19 protein-coding genes are annotated in these 24,922 nt (G+C 66.4%); 14 read left to right on the top strand and 5 right to left on the bottom strand.

Annotation, left to right across the window (positions count from 1 at the left end; genetic code table 11):
- The first annotated feature begins 99 nt into the window (after window positions 1-99).
- Together QW861_RS16160 and QW861_RS16165 are read left to right on the top strand one after the other, a co-directional pair.
- Window positions 100-939 (top strand): SprT family zinc-dependent metalloprotease, encoded by an 840-nt coding sequence (locus tag QW861_RS16160; protein WP_315715142.1) that lies wholly within the window; start codon window positions 100-102, stop codon window positions 937-939.
- 317 nt (window positions 940-1,256) lie between these two features.
- Window positions 1,257-3,920, top strand: coding sequence for an EAL domain-containing protein (locus QW861_RS16165; protein WP_315751900.1), 2,664 nt, complete (start codon window positions 1,257-1,259; stop codon window positions 3,918-3,920).
- Between the two features lie 49 nt (window positions 3,921-3,969).
- On the opposite strand, the gene QW861_RS16170 is transcribed toward QW861_RS16165, so the two are convergent.
- Window positions 3,970-6,168 (bottom strand): penicillin-binding protein 1A, encoded by a 2,199-nt coding sequence (locus tag QW861_RS16170; RefSeq protein WP_315751901.1) that lies wholly within the window; start codon window positions 6,166-6,168, stop codon window positions 3,970-3,972.
- A gap of 154 nt (window positions 6,169-6,322) precedes the next feature.
- On the opposite strand from QW861_RS16170, the gene QW861_RS16175 reads away from it, so the two are divergent.
- The 4 genes from QW861_RS16175 (at window position 6,323) to QW861_RS16190 (ending at window position 8,373) form a co-directional block, all read left to right on the top strand.
- Window positions 6,323-6,751: a DUF1330 domain-containing protein gene (locus QW861_RS16175; protein WP_315715145.1), complete on the top strand. Its 429-nt coding sequence runs from the start codon at window positions 6,323-6,325 to the stop codon at window positions 6,749-6,751.
- A 290-nt stretch (window positions 6,752-7,041) separates the two neighbouring features.
- On the top strand, window positions 7,042-7,356 hold the full coding sequence (locus tag QW861_RS16180; RefSeq protein WP_315715146.1) for a metalloregulator ArsR/SmtB family transcription factor: 315 nt from the start codon (window positions 7,042-7,044) through the stop codon (window positions 7,354-7,356).
- Window positions 7,353-7,712 carry an SRPBCC domain-containing protein gene (locus QW861_RS16185; RefSeq protein WP_315751902.1) on the top strand — a complete coding sequence of 120 codons (360 nt, stop codon included), beginning with the start codon at window positions 7,353-7,355 and terminating at the stop codon, window positions 7,710-7,712. The genes QW861_RS16180 and QW861_RS16185 overlap by 4 nt, the downstream gene beginning before the upstream one ends.
- Window positions 7,713-7,755: 43 nt before the next feature.
- Window positions 7,756-8,373: an ATP-dependent Clp protease proteolytic subunit gene (locus QW861_RS16190; protein ID WP_315715148.1), complete on the top strand. Its 618-nt coding sequence runs from the start codon at window positions 7,756-7,758 to the stop codon at window positions 8,371-8,373.
- A 255-nt stretch (window positions 8,374-8,628) separates the two neighbouring features.
- Here QW861_RS16190 and QW861_RS16195 read toward each other — a convergent pair whose 3' ends face one another.
- Entirely contained in the window at window positions 8,629-9,855 is a 1,227-nt protein-coding gene (locus QW861_RS16195; RefSeq protein ID WP_315715149.1) for an ABC transporter substrate-binding protein, read from the bottom strand.
- A gap of 464 nt (window positions 9,856-10,319) precedes the next feature.
- On the opposite strand from QW861_RS16195, the gene QW861_RS16200 reads away from it, so the two are divergent.
- Window positions 10,320-11,261, top strand: a complete 942-nt coding sequence (locus QW861_RS16200) for a transposase (protein ID WP_316192330.1) — start codon at window positions 10,320-10,322, stop codon at window positions 11,259-11,261.
- Between the two features lie 83 nt (window positions 11,262-11,344).
- On the opposite strand, the gene QW861_RS16205 is transcribed toward QW861_RS16200, so the two are convergent.
- The gene (locus QW861_RS16205; protein ID WP_315715150.1) at window positions 11,345-11,710 is read right to left on the bottom strand and encodes a DUF1304 domain-containing protein; all 366 of its coding nucleotides are present in this window, start codon (window positions 11,708-11,710) and stop codon (window positions 11,345-11,347) included.
- Between the two features lie 94 nt (window positions 11,711-11,804).
- Window positions 11,805-14,600, bottom strand: a complete 2,796-nt coding sequence (locus tag QW861_RS16210; RefSeq protein ID WP_315768051.1) for a [protein-PII] uridylyltransferase — start codon at window positions 14,598-14,600, stop codon at window positions 11,805-11,807.
- Window positions 14,601-14,796: 196 nt separating this feature from the next.
- Here QW861_RS16210 and QW861_RS16215 point away from each other — a divergent pair, with 196 nt between their 5' ends.
- The 6 genes from QW861_RS16215 to QW861_RS16240 all read left to right on the top strand — a co-directional run bounded on the left by QW861_RS16215 (window position 14,797) and on the right by QW861_RS16240 (window position 20,433).
- Complete coding sequence (locus tag QW861_RS16215) at window positions 14,797-15,771, top strand: aliphatic sulfonate ABC transporter substrate-binding protein (protein WP_316193265.1); 975 nt, start codon at window positions 14,797-14,799, stop codon at window positions 15,769-15,771.
- 367 nt (window positions 15,772-16,138) lie between these two features.
- Window positions 16,139-17,080 (top strand): transposase, encoded by a 942-nt coding sequence (locus tag QW861_RS16220; RefSeq protein ID WP_316192330.1) that lies wholly within the window; start codon window positions 16,139-16,141, stop codon window positions 17,078-17,080.
- Window positions 17,081-17,208: 128 nt separating this feature from the next.
- Window positions 17,209-18,060: an ABC transporter permease gene (locus tag QW861_RS16225; RefSeq protein WP_315825556.1), complete on the top strand. Its 852-nt coding sequence runs from the start codon at window positions 17,209-17,211 to the stop codon at window positions 18,058-18,060.
- The gene (locus QW861_RS16230) at window positions 18,060-18,845 is read left to right on the top strand and encodes an ABC transporter ATP-binding protein (protein WP_315825555.1); all 786 of its coding nucleotides are present in this window, start codon (window positions 18,060-18,062) and stop codon (window positions 18,843-18,845) included. Before QW861_RS16225 ends, QW861_RS16230 begins: the two co-directional genes overlap by 1 nt.
- A gap of 57 nt (window positions 18,846-18,902) precedes the next feature.
- Window positions 18,903-19,412 (top strand): OsmC family protein, encoded by a 510-nt coding sequence (locus QW861_RS16235; protein WP_316193266.1) that lies wholly within the window; start codon window positions 18,903-18,905, stop codon window positions 19,410-19,412.
- A gap of 220 nt (window positions 19,413-19,632) precedes the next feature.
- Window positions 19,633-20,433: a hypothetical protein gene (locus QW861_RS16240; RefSeq protein ID WP_316193267.1), complete on the top strand. Its 801-nt coding sequence runs from the start codon at window positions 19,633-19,635 to the stop codon at window positions 20,431-20,433.
- Between the two features lie 171 nt (window positions 20,434-20,604).
- Here QW861_RS16240 and mutS read toward each other — a convergent pair whose 3' ends face one another.
- A complete protein-coding gene (gene mutS / locus QW861_RS16245; RefSeq protein WP_316193329.1) occupies window positions 20,605-23,349 on the bottom strand; it encodes a DNA mismatch repair protein MutS in 2,745 nt (914 codons plus the stop codon).
- Between the two features lie 360 nt (window positions 23,350-23,709).
- On the opposite strand from mutS, the gene pcaF reads away from it, so the two are divergent.
- Entirely contained in the window at window positions 23,710-24,918 is a 1,209-nt protein-coding gene (gene pcaF, locus QW861_RS16250; protein ID WP_316193268.1) for a 3-oxoadipyl-CoA thiolase, read from the top strand.
- The last annotated feature ends 4 nt before the right edge of the window (window positions 24,919-24,922 follow it).

Consider the following 24,922-nt stretch of genomic DNA (forward strand, 5'->3'; position numbering starts at 1 on the left):
TCTTGAGCGATGCTTTTGAATCTGAATTCATGTTTTCGGGGGCGCGCGAGGCCCAACTGCTAGGGTGCGGAACCTCCTGAACCCCTGTATGTTGGGCAAATGATTTGTTTTTGCGCCGAGCGCTTTCCGTGGCGGTGGATATGGCAAAATCCGGGCGAGCTCTTACCCCCCGGACTGACAGAAATGGCCACTCGCGCGCTACTCTATCGGCGGCCCGCCGAACCCTCGCGTCTTCTCGTCAAGCATGGCTCGCAAATCTACTCGATTAGATTGCGGCGTCACCGTCGTGCGCGACGTTATACCCTGAGAATTCATCCGTCGGATCGCGAGGCGATCCTCACGATGCCGCCGCGCGGCACCATCATCGAGGCGAAAGACTTCGCGCAGCGTCACGGCGCCTGGATCGCAGCCCGTCTAGGACGTCTGCCGAAGGCGGCGCCGTTCCTGCCGGGCACGTTGGTGCCGCTTCGCGGCGTGCCGCACAAGATCGTGCATCGCGCGGGCGAACGCGGCACGGTGTGGACCGAGACGCGAGACAGTGGCGAGAAGATCCTGTGCGTGGCCGGCGGGATCGAACACACTGAACGCCGCGTGCTCGACTTCCTGAAGCGCGAGGCGCGCCGCGACCTGCAGAAGGCGGCCGACGCCTATGCCGAGCAGCTTGGCGTCAAGGTCAAGCGGCTGTCGATCCGCGACCAGTCCAGCCGCTGGGGCTCGTGCACCTCGGCCGGCTCGCTGTCGTTCTCGTGGCGCCTGATCCTGGCGCCGCCCTTCGTGCTCGATTATCTCGCCGCGCACGAGGTCGCGCATCTGATCGAGATGAACCACTCGCCGCGGTTCTGGAAGGTGTGTGGCCGGATCTGCGCCTCGGTCGAGCGCGCCAAGAAGTGGCTCGACACCTGCGGCAACGACCTGCATCGCTACGGCATCGACGATTGAGGTATCGACGACGGACCGCTCGACGATGTGAATCCCAATGGCCCGGCCGTCTGGTCCGGGCCATTTCTTCGTAGGGTTCCAATCTGCAACGATGAACTCAGAACCCGCCTGCGGACTATCGAATTCTTAAGCCTTCTCGCCTGCAGTCGGAGGATATTGCCCAATTCGGCGGCGCTTTAACGTGGCTGTAACGCTGCGCTCGCCAGATTTACCGCAATCAAACCCAAGGTGACGTCCCAGCGAGCTGCCGGGTCGTTCGCTGCAACCAAAGCGCAGATCGTTTCTCTCGAAACGTGCAGCGCGCCTCGAATCAAACGATGCTTGCAAGCGAGTTCCAACCGGCCGCATCCACACAATTGCTCTCGGCCGCGCTCGACGGTGTTTCCGAGGCGATTCTCTTTCTCGACGCGCAGGGCCACGTCCAGCACGCCAATCGGGCGGCGTCGGTGCTGCTGCGGCGTGAGCCGGCCGCTCTGGTCGGCGCCGACCTCGAAAGTCTGGGTCTGCCCGCGGATCTGATCCCGGCGATCGCGTGCGACGAGACGACCGACGCGCAGCAGGAGGCGGACCAGTCCGACGCCCGCGAAATGACGATGCGCCATGCCGACGGCGGGTGGACCCGCCTCCGCCTGTCGCTGTGCGCGCTCCCGCCGGGCCGGGAGGATGAGCCGGTCCGTTCGCTGCTGTTTATTCGTGACGTGACCACCGAAGTCGACATGCGCGAGCGCAATGCGCTGCTGACGTCGGTCGCCGACCGGACCAACCGGGCCGTCATCGTCACCGACCGCGATCTCAACATCCTCTACACCAACGCCGCCTTTGCCAGCCTGTTCGGCTACACGCCTGAACAGGCGGTCGGGCGCCGCGCCGAGGAGCTGCTGATCGGCCCCTGCACCGATCCCGCCATCGTCGACCGGCTGAGACAATGCCTCGAGGACGACCGTGGCATCGAAGAGGACGTGCTGGTCTACGACAAGGACGGCCGCGAGATCTGGACAACCGCCTATGTCAAGGCGCACCGGACCAAGCGGGGCAAGGTCAGATATCTGTTCGGGCTGCTCACGGACATCCGGGAGACCAAGCAGCTGCGCTCGCTGCAGCAGCTGATCATGGCGTCGCTGGCGTCCGACGTTTCGATCACGACCATCGCCGATCAGCTGTGCCGCCGGGTCGAAGAGCTCGCTCCGGACGTCGTCTGCTCGATCCTGCACGTCGATTCCGATGGGCACGTACATCCGCTCGGCGGCCCCAGCCTGCCGCCCGCTTATTCGGCCAGCCTCGACGGCGTCGCGATCGGGCCGGACGTCGGCTCCTGCGGCACCGCCGCCTATCTCTGCGAGCCGGTGCTGTCGCACGACATCGATAATGATCCGCGTTGGCAACCCTACAAGGCCGGCCCGCTCGCCGCCGGCCTGCGTGCCTGCTGGTCGTCGCCCATCAAGGGTAAGGATGGCCGCGTCATCGGCACCTTTGCCTTCTACTTCCGTGAATGCCGCGGCCCCAGTCCCTGGCACGAGCAGATCGTCGCCGCCTGCGTCCAGCTCGGCGCGCTCGCCATCGAGCGCCAGGAGGTCCGCTCGACGATCTCACAGGTCGCCTATCACGACATGCTGACGGGCCTGCCCAACCGGGCCCGCATCCCGTCGCTGATCGCCGAAGCCATCAAGGCGTGTCCGGACGGCGGACACGTCGCCGTGGCCTTCCTCGACGCCGACAATTTCAAGGACGTCAACGACACGCTGGGCCATGCCGCCGGCGACGAGTTCCTGGTCGGCTTCGCCAACCGCCTGCGAGCGCAGATCCGCCCCGGCGACATGCTGGGCCGGCTCGGCGGCGACGAGTTCGTGATCGTGCTGCAGAACCGCGATGCCCTGGAAGCCTCGCTCGCGGCGGCGCGCATCACCGCCGCGCTGGCGATGCCGCTGACGATCGGCAAGCGCCAGGTGCCGATGTCGGCGAGCATGGGACTCAGCCTCTATCCTGATAATGCCAAGGACATCGAGACCCTGATCAAGCAGGCCGACGCGGCGATGTACAAGGCCAAGCGCGGCGGCCGGGCGACCTACCGCTTCTTCAGCGCCGACATCGACAAGCTCGCCGAAGAACGGCTGATGCATTCGACCGCGCTGCGCGAGGCGATCGCCAGCGAGGCCCTGACATTGCACTATCAGCCGCAGATCCGCACCCGCGACGGCGCGATCCACGGCGTGGAAGCGCTGGCGCGCTGGCACGATCCGGTGCTCGGCGACGTCTCGCCCGCCAAGTTCATTCCGCTCGCCGAGGAATGCGGCCTGATCGAGCAGATCGGCGTGTGGTCGATCAAGCTGGCCTGCCAGCAGATGGCGTCGTGGCGCCGCGCCGGTCTCGACATCCCCTGCATCTCGGTGAACCTGTCGCCGATCAACTTCCAGAACGTCAACCTGGCGGCGATGGTGGCGCAGATCCTGGCCGCCAACGACCTGCCGGCGAAGATGCTGATGCTGGAGATCACCGAGGGCGTCATCCTCAACGAGCGCGCCACCGTGATCGCGACCATGAACGAGCTGCGCAACATGGGCGTCGGCCTGTCGCTGGACGATTTCGGCACCGGCTATTCGAGCCTGAGCCGACTGGCCCAGCTGCCGATCGACGAGCTGAAGATCGATCGCAGCTTCATGCGCGATTTCGAGAACGACAGCGGCACGCGGGCGATCGTGACCGCGGTCGTGCGCGTCGGCCAGAGCCTCGACGTGGCTGTGGTCGCCGAAGGTGTCGAGACCGAGCCGCAGCGCAAGCTGCTGGCCGAGCTCGGTTGCGATGCAATGCAGGGCTTCCTGTTCGCGCGGCCGATGGCCGCCAGCGCCTTCAGCCGCTGGCTGCTGGACTACAGCGCGCTGCGGGCGAGCCTGATGCTGCGGCAGATCGGGCGCAAACTGGCCCGAGCGTCCGGCGCGGCAACCGCCGAGCCGGCAGCGCGTCCCATCGCCGCAGCCGCCAGCTGAGAAGGGTGCATCCCCTCGCGGATGCGCCTCTCACCTCATCTTCGCCGGCTCAGCGCTTTCCACCGAACAATCGATCCACCAGCCAGCCGTCGAGACCCGCGGCGGCTTCCGGTCGCGCGTTGCCGCGGCTCGGCGGCGCCGAGCGTGCGCTCGGTGCCGGCGCGGATGGCGCCGTGATCTGTGAGGCGATCTGCGCCAGGGTCGGGACCAGGCCCGAGCCCTGCGCGTTCGGCAGCGCCGCGACCGGCACGCCCTGATGCGCTGATCGCATGAAGCGGGTCCAGACCTCGACGGGCAGGCCGCCGCCGGTCGCCTTCTTGGTCGGCGAGTTGTCGTCGTTGCCGAGCCAGACGCCGGTGACGAGATGCGCGGTGTAGCCGATGAACCAGGCGTCGCGGAAATCCTGGCTGGTGCCGGTCTTGCCGGCAGCGATCCAGCCCGGGATCTCCGCCTTCTTCGCGGTGCCGGAGATCAGCGTCTCCTGCATCATCTGATTCATCATCGCCGCGTTGCGCGGCTCGATCACCTGCACCGGCTGCTCGGTCTGGCGCATGTAGAGCAGCTTGCCGTCGAGCGTCCTGATCCGCGTCACCACATGCGGCGAGACGGTGAGGCCGCCATTGGAGAACGGCGCGTAGGCGCCGACCAGCTCGATCATCGACACCTCGGAGGTGCCGAGCGCGATCGACGGGTTGGGATCGAGCTTGGAGGCGATGCCGAGCCGGTGTGCGGTCCGCACCACGTTCTTCGGTCCGACCTCGAGGCCGACGCGCACCGCGACCGTGTTGAGCGACATCGCCAGCGCCTGGGTCAGCGTCACCGGGCCGAAATATTCGCGGGTGTAGTTCTCCGGCTTCCAGCCCTTCAGATCGAGCGGCGCGTCCTGGCGGACCGTGTCCGGCGTCAGGCCCTGCTCGATCGCGGTGAGATAGACGAACGGCTTGAACGCCGAGCCGGGCTGGCGTTTGGCGGTTACGGCGCGGTTGAACTGGCTGTCGGCATAGTTGCGACCGCCGACCATGGCGCGCACGGCGCCGTCGGGGGTCATCGCCACCAGCGCGCCCTGGCTGACGTTGAACTTGACGCTCTTCGCCGCGAGCTCGTCGATGATGGCCGCTTCCGCCACGCTCTGCAGCTTCGGATCGATCGTGGTCTCCACCACGATCGATTCCTCGACCTGGCCGACGAGGTCGTCGAGCACCTCGCCGATCCAGTCGGCGACGTAGTTGATGGTACCGGCGCCGGCCGGCTTCACCGCGACGGATGGATGCGCGATCTGGGCCTGCGCCTGGGCCTCGGTGATGAACTTGGCCTCCGCCATCGCCGCCAGCACGGTCTGGGCGCGCTTGGCCGCGCCCTCCGGGTTGCGGTTCGGCGCCAGCCGCGACGGCGATTTGACGAGGCCGGCGAGCATCGCCGCTTCGCCCACCGTCACCTGCCGCGCCGACTTGCCGAAATAGCGCTGCGCCGCCGCCTCGACGCCATAGGCGCCGGAGCCGAAATAGACCCGGTTGAGATACAGCTCGAGGATCTCGCGCTTGGAATATTTGCGCTCCAGCCACAGCGCCAGCTCCGCCTCCTGCAGCTTGCGCGCCAGCGTGCGCTCCTGGGTCAGGAACAGGTTCTTGGCGAGCTGCTGCGTCAGGGTCGAGCCGCCCTGCGACACGCCGCGATGCAGGATGTTGGCGACGACGGCGCGGGCGATGCCGATCGGGTCGATGCCGAAATGCTGGTAGAAGCGGCGGTCCTCGATGGCGATGAACGCCTTCGGCAGATAGGGCGGCAGATCCTTCAGCGCGACGTTGGCGCCGGCCATCTCGCCGCGCTGCGCCAGCATGGTGCCGTCATAGCCCACGATCTCGATCGTCGGCGGCCGCTTGGGGATCTCCAGCGATTGGATCGGCGGCAGATGCGCGCCGGCCCAGATCACGACGCCGACCAGCGCGATCACGCCCCACAGGCCGCAGACCAGCGCCCAGTAGAACATGCGCCCGATCGACATTCCCCAGCGCGACTTGCCGCGTCTCGGCTTTGGTTTCGGTGTCGAGGCCTTCGGCTCGCGCGCCGGCACATCGTCCTCGTCGTCGGGCTCGACCGGCCTTTTCTTTGCAGTCTTTGCAACTGACTTCTTGGGCGTGTCGTCGGAGGGAATGCGATCCTTGGGGTCGAGGCGCAGATCGGCCATCGCGGCCGCAAGACCGAATCGCGGCTCCTTGCGTCCGCCGCCCTGTTTCCGTCCCCGCGCCATACGCAACCCGAGCCCGCGACCCCGCCGTCCGACCACGGTAACGTCCGGAGTTTAAGGGGCAGTTAGAAAGACCTTAACGCGCGATTAGGAGTTTCGCGCCGCTAACGCCGCGTTATGGTTAAGCCAAGGTAAACAACAACAGGCGAGGGAGTTCATGGGCCATATCGATCCCACCAAGGAGGTGTTCGCGCAGTTTCGGGAGAACGACCGCCCGGGGCCGATCCACATGCTGAACCTGGTGAGGCTGCGCAGGGAGGCAGCCTATCCCGATGGACGCAAGGTCAGCGGCGCGGAAGCCTATGCCGCCTATGGCCGCGAGAGCGGCCCGGTGTTCGAGCGCCTCGGCGGCCGCATCGTCTGGCAGGGCCGCTTCGAGCTGATGCTGATCGGTCCGCAGGACGAACGTTGGGACCACTGTTTCATCGCCGAATATCCGAGCGTGCAAGCCTTCGTCGAGATGATCCGCGATCCCGTCTATCGCGAGGCGGTGAAGCATCGCCAGGCGGCGGTCGAAGACTCGCGCCTGATCCGCCACGCCGTGCTGCCGGTGGGCAAGAACTTTGGCGAGGTGCCGGCGGTGTAAGTCTGACTACACCCGCAAGATTGGTAGTTCCCAGTCGCCAAGCAAAAGGTACGTTCCCTCCCCCTGTGTGGGGGAGGGCTAGGGAGAGGGGGCGTCCGGGCGACCGTCTCCGTGGCTACTCCCTCCCGAACCCTCCTCCCCCACAAGGGGGGAGGGAGCGCGGCAGTGGGCTGGGTGAGAGCGAATGCTGATCCAGAAGCGCCCGGGCGCGTCGCTCTGCTCGAAGACATCCGCGTTCTCAGCCTCCGTTGCCGCTTGCACGACACATAAGTTTATGCTTATGTGTCGGTATGATCGAGAGTGACATCTTCAGGGCCCTGGCTGATCCGACGCGATACGCGATCTTCGAGAAGCTGGCGAACGGCAGCATGAATGCCAGCGCGCTTCGCGAGGGTCTGACGATCAGCCAGCCGGCGATGTCCCAGCACCTCGCGGTTCTCCGAAGCGCGGGATTGGTGAGGGAAGAACGGCAGGGTCGCTTCGTCAACTATGAGGTCGATCCGGAGGGCTTGGCGCAGATCGCGCGCTGGCTGGCGAAGTACCGTGCCTACTGGCCGTCGCGGGTCGATGCGTTGAAGGCCGTGCTGAAGGACATGGACCAATGACCGATATCAAGGCTGACCTGCAGAGCGACGATCTGGTGCTCGACTACGAACTGGACGCGCCGCCGGAGAAGGTCTGGCGTGCCATCAGCATTCCTGCGCTGCGCGAGAACTGGCTGCCGCGCGGCGACCTCGCCGATGCTGCGCCAATCTCCGCGACGCCCGGCGAAGAAGTCCGCTACCGGATGCGCGACCACGAACCGCCGTTCCTGGAGAGCATCGTGACGTTTCAGGTCATGCCCAATGCCGAGGGCGGCACCCGGCTCAGAATCACTCACGGGTTGGTCGCCACGACGCTGATGCGGCGGACGCCGTCGGCGGCGAACAGCAACAGGCGCAGCCTGATGCGCGCGGCCTGATTCTCCAAGTCACCGACACCTCACTGAAACCGGGAGCTCGCGCATGCGCGACACGATGCAACTCGTCCCTATGGTCATCGAGCAGTCGAGCCGGGGAGAGCGATCCTTCGACATCTATTCGCGGCTGCTGCGCGAGCGGATCGTCTTCCTCAACGGCGAGGTCAACGATACGGTCTCCGCCCTGGTCTGCGCGCAACTGCTTTTCCTCGAGGCGGAGAACCCAAAGCGGCCGATCCATCTCTACATCAATTCACCCGGCGGCGTGATCACCAGCGGCCTGGCGATGTATGACACGATGCAATTCGTCAAAGCACCGGTGCACACGCTCTGCATGGGAACGGCGCGTTCGATGGGCTCGTTTCTTCTGATGGCGGGAGAGCCGGGCGAGCGGACGGCGCTGCCCAATGCAAGCCTTCACGTCCATCAGCCGCTCGGCGGCTTTCAGGGCCAGGCGTCCGACATCCTGATTCACGCGAGGGAGATGGAGCAGACCAAGCACCGCATGATCAGGCTCTACGCCGAGCATTGCGGGCGCAGCTATGAGGACGTCGAGCGCACCCTGGATCGCGATCACTTCATGACCGCGGACGAAGCCTTGCAGTGGGGCTTGATCGACCGCGTCGTCAAGCAACGCGACCTGGGTGACGTCATCAACGACTGATACTCCCTCGACGCGACGGCGGATCCTGCCGCAACAGCCGTCGTCACCCGCGATGCGGTCGAATGACCGTCGGCGAGCGCACGCAGCGGCGAACGGGCGCAACCCGTGCCGCAATGCAGAACGGGGCCGCGCCATCGCGCAGCCCCGTACCATCGATGTTGACCGCGTCATTCCGGGGCGAAGCGCAGCATCGAACCCGGAATCTCGAGGTTGGTTCGTCGCTGTCGCGACGCCCTGGAACGACGTCGAGTGCAGCTAGCCCGCCGCGCCCTTGTCCTCCAGGATCGGGCCGAACAGCTCCCAGCGCTCGCCGTTGAACTTCATCATCTGCAGTTGCTTGTTGACGCGATAGTCGGTCGGCGAGGTGTTGATCTTCATTCCCGGTAGCGAGAAGTCGCCGGTTACATCCTTCAGCGACGCCGCCTGCTTCATGACGTTCTCGTGCGTCAGGTTGTCGCCGCACATCTGCAGCACGGTGACCAGGAGCTGCGCGGTCGAATAGCCGTAGGTATTGAAGTTCGAGTTCTTGTCACCCTCGGGATAATACTTGGCCATGAAATCGAAATAGCGCTTCAGGCCCGGATCGTCCTTCCACTGCGGGTCGAGCGGATCCTTGCCGTAGTTGACGGAGATGACGCCCTTGGCAGCGTCGAGGCCCGCAGGCTGCATGACCGCGCCGACCGAGGTCGCGTTGATGTCGACAATGTGCACGGGGTGCCAATCGAGCTCATGGAGCTTCTTGATCGCCTGCGCGGCTTGTTTCGGCGTCGCGGCCGAGAACAACAGGTCGGCTCCCGCCGACTTGATCTTCAGGATCTGCGAGTCGATGGTCGGATCGGAAACCTCGTAGGAGGCTTCGGACACGATCATCGTCGACGCCTTGTCGCCGAGGCCGGCCTTGATGCCGTTCAGGTAGTCCTTGCCGAGATCGTCATTCTGATAGAGCACGCCGATCTTGGCGTTGGGATGCTCCTTCAGAATATACTGGCCGTAGATGCGGCCCTCGGTGAAGTAGTTGGGATTGTACCCCATGGTCCACGGGAAGTTCTTGGGGTCCGTGAACTTGGTGGCGCCGGTGGCGGCGAACAACTGCGGCACCTTCTTGGCGTTGAGGTATTTCTGGACCGCGGCGTTGGACGGCGTGCCGATGATCTGGAAGGTCAGCAGAACTCCGTCGTCCTCGACCAGCTTGCGGACCTGCTCGACGGCCTTGGGCGGCGAATAGGCGTCGTCATACTGGATCAGCTTGATCTTGCGGCCGTTGATGCCGCCCTGCTCGTTGATCATGTTGAAATAGGCGGCCTGGGTCTTGCCGATCGAGGCATAGGCCGAGGCGGGACCCGAGAACGGCACGGTCTGGCCGATCTTGATCTCGGTGTCGGAGGCGCCGGGGTCGTACTTCTTCTGGGCCGAGGCTGACGTGACGGAGAGGGTGACGGCCAAAGCAGCCGCCCCTGCAAGACGGAAATATCCCTGTCGCATGGGGTCTATCGTTCCTCCTGATTTGTTATGCGGCTGGTCTGCCCGACCGGGGCGCCATCGCTGGGAGGGAGTGTGGAGGAAGGGCTGGGCGGACGCAAGGCGAGGGGAGCACGGGTGCGGCGGTTCCGTCGATGTCGCTATGATGAGCCCAACTGGCTCAACAAGTTCGGTGTCGTCCCGGCCAAGCCCGGCGTCGCGCAGCGACGTCGGGCGCAGAGCCGGGATCCATAGCCACAGGCCGTCGTGTGGCTACGGCTCGGCGTGGCGATCCTGCCCCAAAACGCTGCCTGGGATTATGGGTCCCTGTGTCTGGAAAGTCTGCCATGATGATGGTGGGCGGGAAGCCGTTGGGTCCTTGGCGCTAGACGCCGTGAGCCGGCTCGGTCTCCCGCCCGTTCCATTTATCAACCTGAACAGTTGCACGAGGCTGCGCCAACAGACCTCGCATCACAGGGACAGGCACCGTGATCGTACCTTTTCGTTGCGTCGGAATCGACGTTTGCAAACCCTATCTCGATATTTTTGATGAAGCCGTGGGGGCGCCGGAGCGCATCGCCAACGGGCCACAGGCCATCACACAGCTGGTGGCGCGTTGGCGATGCGATGTTCTGGTGGTCTTTGAGGCCACGGGCGTCTACGACCTCGAACTGCGCGAGGCCCTGCGTCGGGCGGGCATCCGCTTTGCGCGGATCAACCCGGCTCGAGCTCGCGATTTCGCCCGCGCTAGCGGCCAACTCGCCAAGACCGATCCGATCGACGCGCGAACGCTGGCAGCCTTTGGGCGCGCCATGCAGCCAGCCACCGAGCAGGCCATGACGCCTGCCCAAAGCGCCCTCGCCAAGCTTGCAAAACGGCGGGATCAACTGGTTGCCATGCGCGCCCAGGAAAAGAACCGCCGCAGCGAGGCCGAGGACCGCGCCATGGCCGAACGCATCAGCCGCCTGATCGAGGTCCTCAATGACGAGATCGTCGAGATCGAGGCCGAGATCAACGCGCTCATCAAAGCCGAGCCGGTGCTTGCGGAGCAGGCACAGCTGATGCGCTCCGTGCCCGGTGTGGGACCCGTCGCCTGCATGCAACTCATCACCCAGATGCCGGAACTCGGCCATCTCGGGCCAAAGGAGGTAGCCGCTCTTGCGGGCCTGGCTCCCTTCAATCGCGATAGCGGGGCGTATCGTGGCAAGCGCAAGATCGGCGGCGGCCGGAAGCGTGTCCGCGACGCCCTCTACATGGCCGCCCTCAACGCCGTCCGCCGCGCCGATCGCTTCAAGATCTTTTACAACCGTCTGCGCCAAGCCGGTAAACCCGCCAAGCTCGCCCTCATCGCCGTCGCCAGGAAGCTTCTAACCATCCTGAATGCCATGATGCGCGACCGAAAACCTTATGCGATCACTCCATCAACATAACAGTTGCCGGATCGGCGCCGCGACGCGCTTGTGCGCGTCACGGCTTGTCCGGGACGACACAGAGGATGGAGATACAGCCCGGCTCAGCCCGCGAGCCAAACCAGCACAAGGCCGATCGTGGCCGGCACGCTCTGGATGAACAGGATTTTGCGGCTGGCGGTGGCGGCGCCATAGAGCCCGGCGACGAGCACGCAGAGCAGGAAGAAGATCTTGATCTGGAACGCGAAGGCCGGCGTCGGGTGCGCCAGGCCCCAGAACAGGCCGGCGGCGAGGAAGCCGTTGTAGAGGCCCTGATTGGCGCCGAGCACCTTGGTCTGCTCCGCGCGCTCCGGCGTGTTGTTGAACGCTCTCAAGCCGGCCGGTTTGGTCCAGAGAAACATCTCGAGTACGAGAATATAGACGTGCAGCAGGCCGATCAGCCCGACGACGATGTCTGCAATCAATGCCATGGTTCGGCTCCCCCAAGCCTGCGTGGGCCGGCGCTGGTGCCGGTCCCCTCGTTCAAATCGAGCTCCGAGCGGCTCAGGGCCGCGCGATGGTCGCTCATGCCGCCGGTTGAGCGGCCGCGTCGTCGTTCGCCAGCAGATGCAGCAGCGCGCTCTTGATCGCGGCCTGCCGGGTCGGCGCGTTGATCTGCGCGCCCAGCAGGTCGGTGACGTAGAACACGTCGCGGGCGCGTTCGCCGAAGGTGGCGACATGGGCCGAGGCGATGTTGAGATTCAGCTTCGAAATCGCGGTGGTCAGCTCGTACAGCAGGCCGGGGCGATCGAGGCCGGAGACCTCGATGACGGTGTAGAGCTCCGACCATTGATTGTTGATGGTGACCTCCGGCTCGACCGAGAATGCCTTGTGCTGCTTGCCCCGCGTGGTCCGCCGCGCCACGGCGTCCGGCAGCCGCAGCTTGCCCTCCAGCACCTGCTCGATGGTCTCGCCGATCCGCGTCGCGCGCCGGCCTTCGTCCTCGTCGCGCTCATATTCGCGGGAGATCGCGATGGTGTCGAGCGCGCGGCCGTCGGTCGTGGTGTAGATCTGGGCGTCGACGATGTTGGCCCCGGCGGAGGCGCAGGCGCCGGCGATGATCGACAGCAGCCACGGATGGTCCATCGCGAAGATCGTCAGCTCGGTCACGCCCCGCGCCGGATCGAAGCCGACGTTGATCGCGAGCTTGTGGCCGGCATCCTCGCTCGATCGCACGAAGCGGGCATGGCGGATCTTGCGCGGCAGCTCGACCTTGAGCCAGTAGGCCGGATAGTGCCGGCCGATATAGGTGTTGAGCTCGTCCTCGGGCCAGTCGGTGAAGGCGTTGCGGAATTCGGCCTGCGCCGCGGTGATGCGTTTGGCGCGGTTGACCTCGGAGAAGCCGCCGGTCAGCACCGGCTCGGTCTCGTAATACAGCGTACGCAGGAGCTGCGCCTTCCAGCCGTTCCAGACGCCGGGCCCGACTCCGCGGATGTCGGCGGTGGTCAGGATGGTCAGCAGCTTCATCTGCTCGACGGACTGCACCACGGCGGCGAAATTCTCGATCGTCTTGCGGTCCGACAGGTCGCGCGACTGCGCCACCGTCGACATCGTCAGATGCTCCTCGATCAGCCAGGCGACCAATTCGGTGTCGGCATTGTTGAAGCCGAGCCGCGGGCACAGCCGGCGCGCGATCTTGGCGCCGGCGATGGAATGGTCCTCGGGCCGCCCCTTGGCGACGTCGTGCAGCAGCACGGTGATGTAGATGACAGCGCGGTGCTCGGGCCGGATCTTGCGCATCAGGTCGGAGGCCAGGGTGAACTCGTCGATGCCGCCGCGCTCGATCTCCTGCAGGAACCCGATGCAGCGGATCAGGTGCTCGTCGACCGTGTAGTGATGATACATGTTGAACTGCATCATCGAGACGATGCGGCCGAAGGCGCGAATGAAGTGGCCGAGCACGCCGGTCTCGTTCATCCGCCGCAGCACGACCTCGGCATCGTTGGAGGTCAGGATCTCCATGAACAGCCGGTTGGCCTCGGGATCGTCGCGCAGCTCGGTGTTGATCAGGTTCAAAGAGCGCGTGACCGCGCGCATCGCGTCGGGATGGAAGGCGAGGTTGTGCTTCTGCGCCAGCCGGAAGATGCGGATCAGATTGACCGGATCGTGCTTGAAGACGTCGGGCGCGGCGAGGTTGATGCGGTTGTTGTCGACGATGAAGTCGTCGCTCTCCGGCACGCGCCGCCAGGTGGCGCCGGTGGTCAGGCGCGAGATCATCCGGCTCAGCACCGGCGCCGGCTTGGCCTGCTGGTCCTCGAGCTTGGCGCACAGGATGGCGGTGAGATTGCCGACCTCCTTGGCGACCAGGAAGTAGTGCTTCATGAAGCGCTCGACATCCTGCATGCCGGGATGGCTGGTGTAGCCAAGCCGCACCGCGATCTCGCGCTGCAGGTCGAACGACAGCCGTTCTTCCGGACGGCCGCTGACGAAATGCAGGTTGCAGCGCACCGACCACAGGAAGTCCGCGCAGCGCCGGAAGGTGCGGTATTCATGCGCGTCGAACACGCCGCGCTCGACCAATTCGGCGGTCTCGCGCACGCGGTAGACGTATTTGGCGATCCAGAACAGCGTGTGCAGGTCGCGCAGGCCGCCCTTGCCGTCCTTGACGTTGGGCTCGACGAGATAGCGCGACTGGCCGCCGCGGCGGTGCCGCTCCTCGCGCTCGGCGAGCTTGGCGGCCACGAACTCGGCTGCGGTGCCCTGCACCACCTCGCTGTCGAAGCGCGCGACCAGCTCGTCATAGAGCGGCCGGTCGCCCGCGAGATAGCGCGTCTCCAGGATGGCGGTGCGGATGGTCATGTCGCCGCGCGCCTGGCGGATCGACTCGTCGACCGAGCGGGTCGCGTGGCCGACCTTCAATCCCATGTCCCACAGCGAGTACAGAATGGCTTCGGCGACCTGCTCGCCCCAGGCGGTCTGCTTGTAGGGCAGGATGAACAGGAGATCGATGTCGGACTCCGGCGCCATCAGGCCGCGGCCATAGCCGCCGGTGGCGACCACCGCCATGCGCTCGGCGCCGCTCGGCACCTGCGAGCGATAGAGGTGCTGGGTGGCGGCGGCGTAGAGGATGCGAATGATCTCGTCCTGCACGAAGCAGAGCTGCTCGGCGCAGCGCCGGCCGTGGCGGTCCTTCAACAGTTGCGCCTGGGCCGCCGCGCGCGCCTTGACCAGCTCGGCCTTGAGGAATTGCACCACGGCGGCGCGGAACATGTCCTCGCGTCCCGAATGCTGCGCGGCCAACGCGTCGACCGCAGCCGCGATGCCGGCGCTGTCGAAATCGGAAAGGCTATCAGGGTGGGAATGGGGGGCGACGCTGTCCATGGATGCAACCGGATATCGAACAAGGCCTGTGCTGTCACGAAACTTCCAATGCAACAATCGATCCATGCTGTCATCGGTGCTCACGGGATGATGATCGTTCTGAACGGCGCCGTCGAAAGGAAAAGCAATTCTCGCGCGCCCCTGGCATAACTCATTGAAACAACAGCAATGTTTCTTGAGGGTTGGAGGGGTGACGATGGGTGGATTGTCGAGGCGCGGATTTGCTGCGGTTGCGGCCGTGGTTCTACTGGGATGCGGCGCTGCACGCGCAGCCGAGCCGGTGAAGGAGATCCGCTTGGATTGGGCGACCTACAATCCGGTGTCGCTGGTGCTGAAGCAGAAAGGACTTCTGGAGAAGGAGTTCGCCAAGGACGGCATCAGCATCGTCTGGGTGCAGTCGGCCGGCTCCAACAAGGCGCTCGAATTCCTCAACGCCGGCTCGCTCGATTTCGGCTCGACCGCCGGCTCCGCCGCGCTGGTCGCCCGGATCAACGGCAACCCGATCAAGTCGGTCTACGTCTATTCGCGGCCCGAATGGACCGCGCTGGTCACGGGCAAGGATTCCAAGATTGCCTCCGTGGCCGACCTCAAGGGCAAGCGGGTCGCGGTGACCCGCGGCACCGATCCGCACATCTTCCTGGTGCGCGCGCTGCTGTCGGCGGGCCTCACCGACAAGGACATCACGCAGGTATTGCTGCAGCACGCCGACGGCAAGGCGGCGCTGATCCGCGGCGACGTCGACGCCTGGGCCGGGCTCGATCCGATGATGGCGCAGGCCGAGGTCGAGGAGGGCGCCAGGCTGTTCTACCGCAAGGCCGACGCCAACACCTGGGGCATCCTGAACGTGCGCGAGCAGTTCCTGAAGGATAATCCGGAGATCGTCCGCCGCGTGCTCGCCACCTACGAGGTCGCGCGCAAGGACGCGCTGGCCAACTACGACGACCTCAAGAAGACCTTCATCGCCGTCACGAAGCTGCCTGAGACGGTGGTCGACAAGCAGCTCAAGGAGCGCACCGAGCTGACCCATAGCCGCATCGGCGCACCCCAGCGCGAGTCGATTCTGGCTGCGGGCCTGGCGCTGCAGCAGGCCGGTGTCGTCGATGCCAAGGTGGATGTGAAGGCCACGCTGGACGCCCTGATCGACGACCAGGTCCCGTTGCCGACGAATTAGGACTTGCGCGGCTCGGGCAATAGGCCGCTGCGCCAAATCGCCTATGCCAAGAGCCGGCGATCAAAAACCGGTGTCGTCCCGGACAAGCTCGCCAACGCGATAGCGTTGGCGGGCGCAGATCCGGGACCCATAATCTGTGACGCCTGTTGTGAGGCAAAGCTGGAGCGGCATCTCGCTTCAATACGACGGCCGCGGAGTATGGGTCCCTGTGTCTGGAAAGTCTGCCATGATGATGGTGGGCGGGAAGCCGTTGGGTCCTTGGCGCTAGACGCCGTGAGCCGGCTCGGTCTCCCGCCCGTTCCATTTATCAACCTGAACAGTTGCACGAGGCTGCGCCAACAGACCTCGCATCACAGGGACAGGCACCGTGATCGTACCTTTTCGTTGCGTCGGAATCGACGTTTGCAAACCCTATCTCGATATTTTTGATGAAGCCGTGGGGGCGCCGGAGCGCATCGCCAACGGGCCACAGGCCATCACACAGCTGGTGGCGCGTTGGCGATGCGATGTTCTGGTGGTCTTTGAGGCCACGGGCGTCTACGACCTCGAACTGCGCGAGGCCCTGCGTCGGGCGGGCATCCGCTTTGCGCGGATCAACCCGGCTCGAGCTCGCGATTTCGCCCGCGCTAGCGGCCAACTCGCCAAGACCGATCCGATCGACGCGCGAACGCTGGCAGCCTTTGGGCGCGCCATGCAGCCAGCCACCGAGCAGGCCATGACGCCTGCCCAAAGCGCCCTCGCCAAGCTTGCAAAACGGCGGGATCAACTGGTTGCCATGCGCGCCCAGGAAAAGAACCGCCGCAGCGAGGCCGAGGACCGCGCCATGGCCGAACGCATCAGCCGCCTGATCGAGGTCCTCAATGACGAGATCGTCGAGATCGAGGCCGAGATCAACGCGCTCATCAAAGCCGAGCCGGTGCTTGCGGAGCAGGCACAGCTGATGCGCTCCGTGCCCGGTGTGGGACCCGTCGCCTGCATGCAACTCATCACCCAGATGCCGGAACTCGGCCATCTCGGGCCAAAGGAGGTAGCCGCTCTTGCGGGCCTGGCTCCCTTCAATCGCGATAGCGGGGCGTATCGTGGCAAGCGCAAGATCGGCGGCGGCCGGAAGCGTGTCCGCGACGCCCTCTACATGGCCGCCCTCAACGCCGTCCGCCGCGCCGATCGCTTCAAGATCTTTTACAACCGTCTGCGCCAAGCCGGTAAACCCGCCAAGCTCGCCCTCATCGCCGTCGCCAGGAAGCTTCTAACCATCCTGAATGCCATGATGCGCGACCGAAAACCTTATGCGATCACTCCATCAACATAACAGTTGCCGGCCCAAGGCCGGGACGACAGCGATTGCTGGGCGCCGTCCTTGGTCACCATGCTGATCGGCCACCACGACTATCCGCCAACGCCACGCCTTGCATTCCCGCGCGAGACACTGTTCTCACTATGACCATGACCGTCGAATTGCAGGCACCCGCTTCGGCCGCCCCGACATCCCAGACCGCTACCACGCCGCGGCTCGCACGCTTCGCGCGGCCGCTGGTGGGCCTGCTGCTGCCGCTATCGCTCGCACTCGCCTGGGAGCTTGCCGTCCGGGCCGGCTGGTCCAACGGCCGGCTGGTGCCGCCGCCCTCGAAGGTCTTCACCACCATCGCCGAGCTCGCCCGCTCCGGCGAACTCTCCCGCCACATCACGATGACCTTGACCCGCGTCGGCATCGGCTTCGGCCTCGGCGTCGCCGCCGGCACGCTGCTCGGCGGCATCTGCGGCTATTGGGGTTTCGCGCGCCGGCTGGTCGATCCGACGATCCAGGCGCTGCGTGCGATTCCGTCGATCGCCTGGGTGCCGTTGTTCATTCTGTGGCTCGGCATCTTCGAGACCTCCAAGGTGGCGCTGATCGCAGTCGGCGTGTTCTTCCCGGTCTATCTCGGCCTGACCGGTGCCATTCTTTCGGTCGACCGCAAGATCGTCGAGGTCGGCCGCGTTTTCCGCCTGTCCGGACCGGCCATGATCCGCCGCATCCTGCTGCCGGCGGTGCTGCCGGCCTATGTGGTGGCGCTGCGCGTCGGCCTCGGCCTGGGGTGGATGTTCGTCGTTGCCGCCGAGTTCATGGGCGCCTCCGAAGGGCTCGGCTACCTCCTGATCGACGGCCAGCAGCTCGGCAAGCCGGCGCAGATCGTGGCGGCCATCGTCATCTTCGCGATCATCGGCAAGGTCACCGACTGGCTCCTGGAGATATCAACCGCGCCGCTGTTGCGCTGGCAGGACAGTTTCGCGCGCCAGAGCGGGGCGGCCTGATGCTGCAGCTCGCATCCGTCACCAAGGTCTATCCCAACGGTGTCCACGCGCTGGAGCGGTTCTCGGCCGGGATCCAGCTCGGCGAGATCATCGCCATCATCGGCGGCTCCGGCTGCGGCAAGTCGACGTTGTTGCGCACCATCGCCGGGCTCGACCGCGCCAGCGCCGGCGCCGTGACGCTCGACGGCGAGGCGATCATTGCGCCGCATCCCAAGGTCGGCATCATCTTCCAGGAGCCGCGGCTGCTGCCGTGGCTCACGGTCGCCGACAACATTGGCTTTGGCCTGTCCGAGCTGCCGGCAGCCGAGCGTCGCGACCGTGTCGCCCGCGCGCTGCAACGTGTGGGCCTCGCCGACAAGGCCAAGGTCTGGCCGCGCGAACTGTCCGGCGGCCAGGCGCAACGCGTCGCGATCGCCCGCGCATTGGTGGCGCAGCCGGAGGTGCTCCTGCTCGACGAGCCGTTCTCTGCGCTCGATGCCTTCACCCGCAAGGATCTGCAGGATCATCTGCTCGATCTCTGGGCCGATACGCGCCCGACGCTGGTGCTCGTGACCCACGACGTCGAGGAGGCCGTGGTGCTGGCCGACCGCGTGCTGGTGATGCGGCCGCATCCGGGCCGGCTGTTCGAGGAGATCACCATCAATCTGTCGCGGCCGCGCGACCGCAACGCGCCCTTGTTCGAGCAGTTCAAGCGGCATGTCTTGACCGCGCTGGACCGCTCGCTCGACCGGACGATGCCGGACACGCAGGGCAGGCGTGAGCCCGGCGGCGGCCTGTGGTGGTGACTTTGGCGGCCCGGCCCGGTAAATCTCGTCTGAAATAAATCCGGGAGAGAACGACAAATGGATGCTGCCGAGCTGCGCGCCATGCAGGCGCCGATCAAGGAACGCTACAAGGCCGACCCGTCCGCCGCCGTGATCACCTTGAAGGCCAAGGGCGAGGTCGGGCAGGAGGGGCTGACCTGCAAGCTCGAGACCGGGCGCGCGATGGCGGTGGCCGGCCTGCATCCGGGGACCGGCGGCTCGGGGCTCGAGCTGTGTTCCGGCGACATGTTGCTGGAGGCTCTGGTGGCCTGCGCCGGCGTCACCTTGAAATCGGTCGCGACCGCAGTCGAGGTGCCGCTCAAGAGCGGCCACGTGTTCGCCGAAGGCGATCTCGATTTCCGCGGCACGCTCGGCGTCGACAAGGAGGCGCCGGTCGGCTTCCAGGAAATCCGTCTGCGCTTCGAGGTCGACACCGACGCGCCGCAGGACAAGCTCGAACTCCTGCTCAAGCTCACCGAGCGCTATTGCGTGGTCTATCAGACCATCAAGAACGGCCCGAAGGTGTCTGTCAGCTTGAAGCGGGTGTAGTTGCGCGGCGGCGCTGCCGCTGAGGAGACAAGCTGTTGAGGCTCGCTCGGTCTGCGCCTCCCCCGCCTGCGGGGGAGGTCGCCTCGCATCGCCGATGCGAGGCGGGTGGGGGACTTCTCTCCACACGGCACACCCCATCATCGCCACCCGAGCCGCGCCCCCACCCCAGCCCTCCCCCGCCTGCGGGGGAGGGAGCCCACTGCCTGCGCAGCATGAACTGATGTCCCTCGATCCCTCCTTCCTGCTGCTGCTGGCTCTGCGCATGGCGATCGCGGCGTCGTTCGTGGTGTCGGCGTCGATGATCGCCGAGCGCACCGGCCCGGTGATCGGCGCGCTGGTCGCGACCCTCCCGATCTCGGCCGGCCCGACCTACGTCTTCCTGGCGCTGGATCACGATGCCGCCTTCATCGCGCAGGGCGCGCTGACCAGCCTGCCGATCAATGCCGCGACGATCTTCCTCAGCCTTGCCTATGCCGTGCTGGCGCAGCGCCGCAGCGTGCTGGTGGCAAGCGCCACCGCGGTGGCGGTGTGGCTCGGTCTCGCCGCGCTGATCAAGAGCGTGCAATGGACGCTCTTGATGGGCATCGTCGCCAACATCATCACTTTCGCCATCTGCCTGCCGTTGTTGCAGCGCTATCGCCATGCCAAGATGCCGCTGATCACGCGGCGCTGGTACGACGTGCCGCTGCGCGCCTCGCTGGTGGCAACGCTCGTCGCCACCGTCACCTCGGTCTCCGGCTGGGCCGGCCCCAGCGTCTCCGGCATCCTGGCGCTGTTTCCGATCGTCTTCACCTCGATGATGCTGATCCTGCAGCCGCGCATCGGCGGGCCCGCGACGGCGGCCGTGCTGGCCAACGGCGCCTGGGGCCTGATCGGCTTCTCGCTCGCGGTGGTCGTGCTGCATCTCGGCAGCCTGCACCTGGGCGCCGTCGCCGGCCTGAGTGGTGCGCTGGCGACCTGCGTCGGGTGGAATCTCCGCCTGTGGTGGCTGGGGCGACGGAAGGTCGCTGCGGTCCGATAGGTCTCTCCACGTCATTGCGAGCGAAGCGAAGCAATCCAGGGCTGCGGGCGGGACTCTGGATTGCTTCGGCGCAAAGGCGCCTCGCAATGACGGCGGTTGTTGATCGATTGACCTCGCCACACTCGGTGTCATTCCGGGCTCGCGCTTTGCGCGCCCCGGAATGACACCCAGCTACGACTTCGGCAATTTCGCCTTCAGCGCATACAGCGCGTCGATCGCCTCGCGCGGCGTCATCTCGTCCGGATGCAGCGCCTTCACCGCGGCGATCAGCTCTTCCGCTTCCTTCGACATGGTGGGCTCGACCGCCGCGCGCGAGGGCACCGCGAACAGCGGCAGATCATCGACCAGCGCGCGGGCGTTCTGGCCGCGGTCGGCGGCCTCCAGTTTCGCCAGCACCGATTTGGCGCGGCTGATCACGGCCGGCGGCAGGCCGGCGAGCTTCGCCACCTGGATGCCGTAGGAGCGGTCGGCGGAGCCGGGCAGCACCTCGTGCAGGAACACGACGTCGCCCTGCCATTCCTTGACCCGCACCGTGGCGTTGAACAGCCGCGGCAGCTTGGCGGCGAGCGCCGTCAGCTCGTGATAATGCGTGGCGAACAGCGTGCGGCAGCGGTTGCTCTCGTGCAGGTGCTCGATCGCCGCCCAGGCGATGGAGAGGCCGTCGAAGGTCGCGGTGCCGCGCCCGATCTCGTCGAGGATCACCAGCGCGCGCTCGCCGGCCTGGTTGAGGATCGCCGCGGTCTCGACCATCTCGACCATGAAGGTCGAGCGTCCGCGCGCCAGATCATCGGCGGCGCCGACGCGCGAGAACAGCCGGTCGACGATGCCGATGCGGGCACGGCTCGCCGGCACGAATGAGCCGATCTGGGCGAGCAGGGCAATCAGCGCGTTCTGGCGCAGGAAAGTGGACTTACCCGCCATGTTGGGGCCGGTGAGCAGCCAGAGCTGACCGCTCTTGTGCCCCGGCGTCGGCGACAGGTCGCAGGAATTGGCGATGAACGGCTGCCCCTCACGCTTCAGCGCCTGCTCCACCACCGGATGACGGCCGCCCTCGATGGCGAAGCCCAGCGAGCCGTCGACCTCCGGGCGCACATAATTGTCGTCGACCGCGAGCTTCGCCAGCGCAGTGGCGACATCGAGCATCGCGAAGCCGTGCGCGGCGGCGCGCAGATCGTCGCCGATCGCGAGCACCTGTGCGCACAGCCGGTCGAAGATCTCGAGCTCGAGATTGAGCGCGCGCTCGCCGGCATTCGCAATCTTGGCCTCGATCTCGCCGAGCTCTGATGTCGTGAAGCGCACCTGGCCCGCCAGCGTCTGGCGGTGGATGAAGGTCGCGTTCAACGGCGCCGACATCAGCTTGTCGCCGTGCTGCGCGGTGACCTCGACGAAATAGCCGAGCACGTTGTTGTGCCGGATCTTCAGCGCCTTCACGCCGGTCTGGTCGGCATAGCGCGCCTGCATCGAGGCGACGACGAGCCGCGAGGCGTCGCGCAGATTGCGTGTCTCGTCGAGCGTCGCATCATAGCCGGATCGGACGAAGCCGCCGTCGCGCTTGATCAGCGGCAGCTGCTCGTCGAGCGCACGGGCGAACTCCTCGGCGAGCGTGCGCGCCGGCCGCGCCAGCGCGGACATGACCGACGCCACCTCCTGCGGCGGCTGGTCGAGCGCCGACAGCCGCGCCAGCGCCTGGTCGGCCGCAACGATACCGTCGCGCAGAGCGGCGAGATCGCGCGGACCGCCGCGGCCGACGGACAGCCGCGCCATAGCACGGGTCATGTCGGGCGCGCCGCGCAGGATCGAGCGGATGTCCTCGCGCGCGGCGCTGTCGGCGACGAAGACGTTGACGGCATCGAGCCGCCGGCCGATCTGCACCGGCTCCGTCAGCGGCGCGGCGAGCCGCTGCGCCAGCAGGCGCGAGCCGGCCGAGGTCACCGTGCAGTCGATCGCGTCGAGCAGCGAGCCGCGGCGCTCGCCGGCGAGCGTGCGCGTCAGTTCGAGGTTGGCGCGCGTCGCCGGATCGATCGCCATCGTGCTGCCGGTCGCCTCGCGCGCCGGCGGCGCCAGCGGCGGGCGCTGCCCCACTTGCGTACGTTCGACATAGGTGACGCAGGCGGCCGCCGCGGTCGCTTCCAAACGCGACAGCACCGCGCGGCCGTCCATGGTGGCGACGGCGAAATAGTCGCACAGCCGCCGTTCGGCGGTGGCCCCGTCGAACACGTCGCGCGTGAGCGGCGTCACCGCGGCGAGCTCGCGCAGCACCGGCTCGAACGCTTCGTCCGAGTACAGCGCGTCGGAGACGATGACTTCGTTGGGATTGATCCGTGCCAAGGTCGCCGTCAGCTCGGCGAACGCGCATTCGGTGACGATGAAGTCCGACGTCGAGATATCGATCCAGGCAAGCCCGAGCCGGTCGCCACCGGAGGAGCCGCGGCTGCGCGCGATCGACAGCAGATAGTTGTTGGCGCGCGCATCGAGCAGATTGTCTTCCGTCAGCGTGCCCGGCGTGACCACGCGCACCACGCCGCGCTTGACCACGCTCTTGTTGCCGCGCGCCCGCGCCGCCGCCGGATCCTCCATCTGCTCGCAGACGGCGACGCGGATGCCTTGCGCGATCAAGCGATGCAGATAGTCCTCGGAGCGCTCCACCGGCACGCCGCACATCGGGATGTCCTGGCCCAGGTGCTTGCCGCGCTTGGTCAGCACGATGCCGAGCGCTTTCGAGGCGGCTTCCGCATCCTCGAAGAACAGCTCGTAGAAGTCGCCCATCCGGTAGAACAGCATCAGCCCCGGATGCGCTGCCTTGATGTCGAGATACTGCTCCATCATCGGCGTGAGCTTGGCCGGCGCCTCGGCGGGCGCGGCCGCAGGCACTGATTCTTGCGGAACCGGGGCGGAGATCGGCTGCTGGATCGTCATGGCGCGGAAACTAGCCAATTTGCCCGGACGGTCCTACCGCTTTGCAGGCGATGTCCCGGTTTTCCACGATGAGCGGTGCCTGCTGTTGCACCTCCCCCGCTTGCGGGGGAGATCGTATCGCATCGAAGATGCGATACGGGTGGGGGAAGTCTCTCCTCACGGGGATTCTCGCTTGGGGCGGCCCCCACCCCAACCCTCCCCCGCAAGCGGGGGAGGGGGCGCACCGCTCGCGTTGAGATAGCGTCGCATACGACAGCGCCGCGCATGCCACCCCGCGCTCCCGTCATTTGACCTGCCCCGATCGCACTCCTAAAACCGCCGTCAATTCTGACCAGAAACACGAAAGTTCGGGAGAGAGCGATGCGAGACGTGTTCATTTGTGATGCGGTGCGGACTCCGATCGGCCGGTTCGGCGGCGCGCTGGCCAAGGTGCGCACCGACGATCTCGCGGCCACCCCGCTCAAGGCGCTCAAGGCGAAGCATCCCAATCTCGACTGGGCTGCCGTCGACGAGGTGTTCTTCGGCTGCGCCAACCAGGCCGGCGAGGACAACCGCAACGTCGCGCGCATGGCGCTGCTGCTCGCGGGCCTGCCGGATTCAATTCCGGGCCAGACCTTGAACCGTCTCTGCGCCTCCGGTCTCGACGCGGTCGGCGCGGCGGGACGTGCGATCCGCGCCGGCGAGGTCGATCTCGCGATCGCGGGCGGCGTCGAATCCATGACGCGCGCGCCGTTCGTGCAGGGCAAGGCGACGGAGGCGTTCTCGCGCTCGGCCGAGATCTTCGACACCACGATCGGCTGGCGCTTCATCAATCCGCTGATGAAGCAGCAGTATGGCGTCGATTCGATGCCGGAGACCGGCGAGAACGTCGCCGAGGAATTCCAGGTCTCGCGCGCCGACCAGGACGCGTTCGCGATCCGCTCCCAGCAGCGCGCCGGAAAGGCCATCGCCTCGGGCTATTTCGCCGCCGAGATCACGCCGGTCATGGTGCCCGGCGGCAAGGCCGGCCCTGTGACGGTGGACAAGGACGAGCATCCGCGCCCCGAGACCACGCTCGAAGGTCTGGCCAAACTGAAGCCGATCGTGCGCAATCCGGGCACGGTCACCGCCGGCAACGCCTCGGGCGTCAATGACGGCGCCGTCGCCATGATCCTCGCTTCCGAACCCGCCGTGAAGAAGCACGGCCTCACGCCGCGCGCGCGCGTTCTCGGCCTCGCCTCGGCCGGCGTGCCGCCCCGCATCATGGGCATCGGCCCGGTGCCGGCGGTGCGCAAGCTGATGGAGCGGCTCGGCCTCAAGATCACCGATTTCGACCTGATCGAGCTGAACGAGGCGTTCGCGTCCCAGGGCATCGCCTGCCTGCGCCAGCTCGGCGTCGCCGAGGACGCCGATTTCGTCAACCCGCATGGCGGCGCCATCGCGCTCGGTCATCCGCTCGGCATGAGCGGCGCGCGCATCGCGATGACCGCGGTGCACGGCCTCGAGGTCCGCGGCGGCAAGCGTGCGCTCGCCACGATGTGCGTCGGCGTCGGCCAGGGCGTCGCACTGGCGGTCGAGACGATCAACTGACGAC

The organism is Bradyrhizobium sp. SZCCHNRI1029 (assembly GCF_032487555.1).
GTDB lineage: Bacteria > Pseudomonadota > Alphaproteobacteria > Rhizobiales > Xanthobacteraceae > Bradyrhizobium.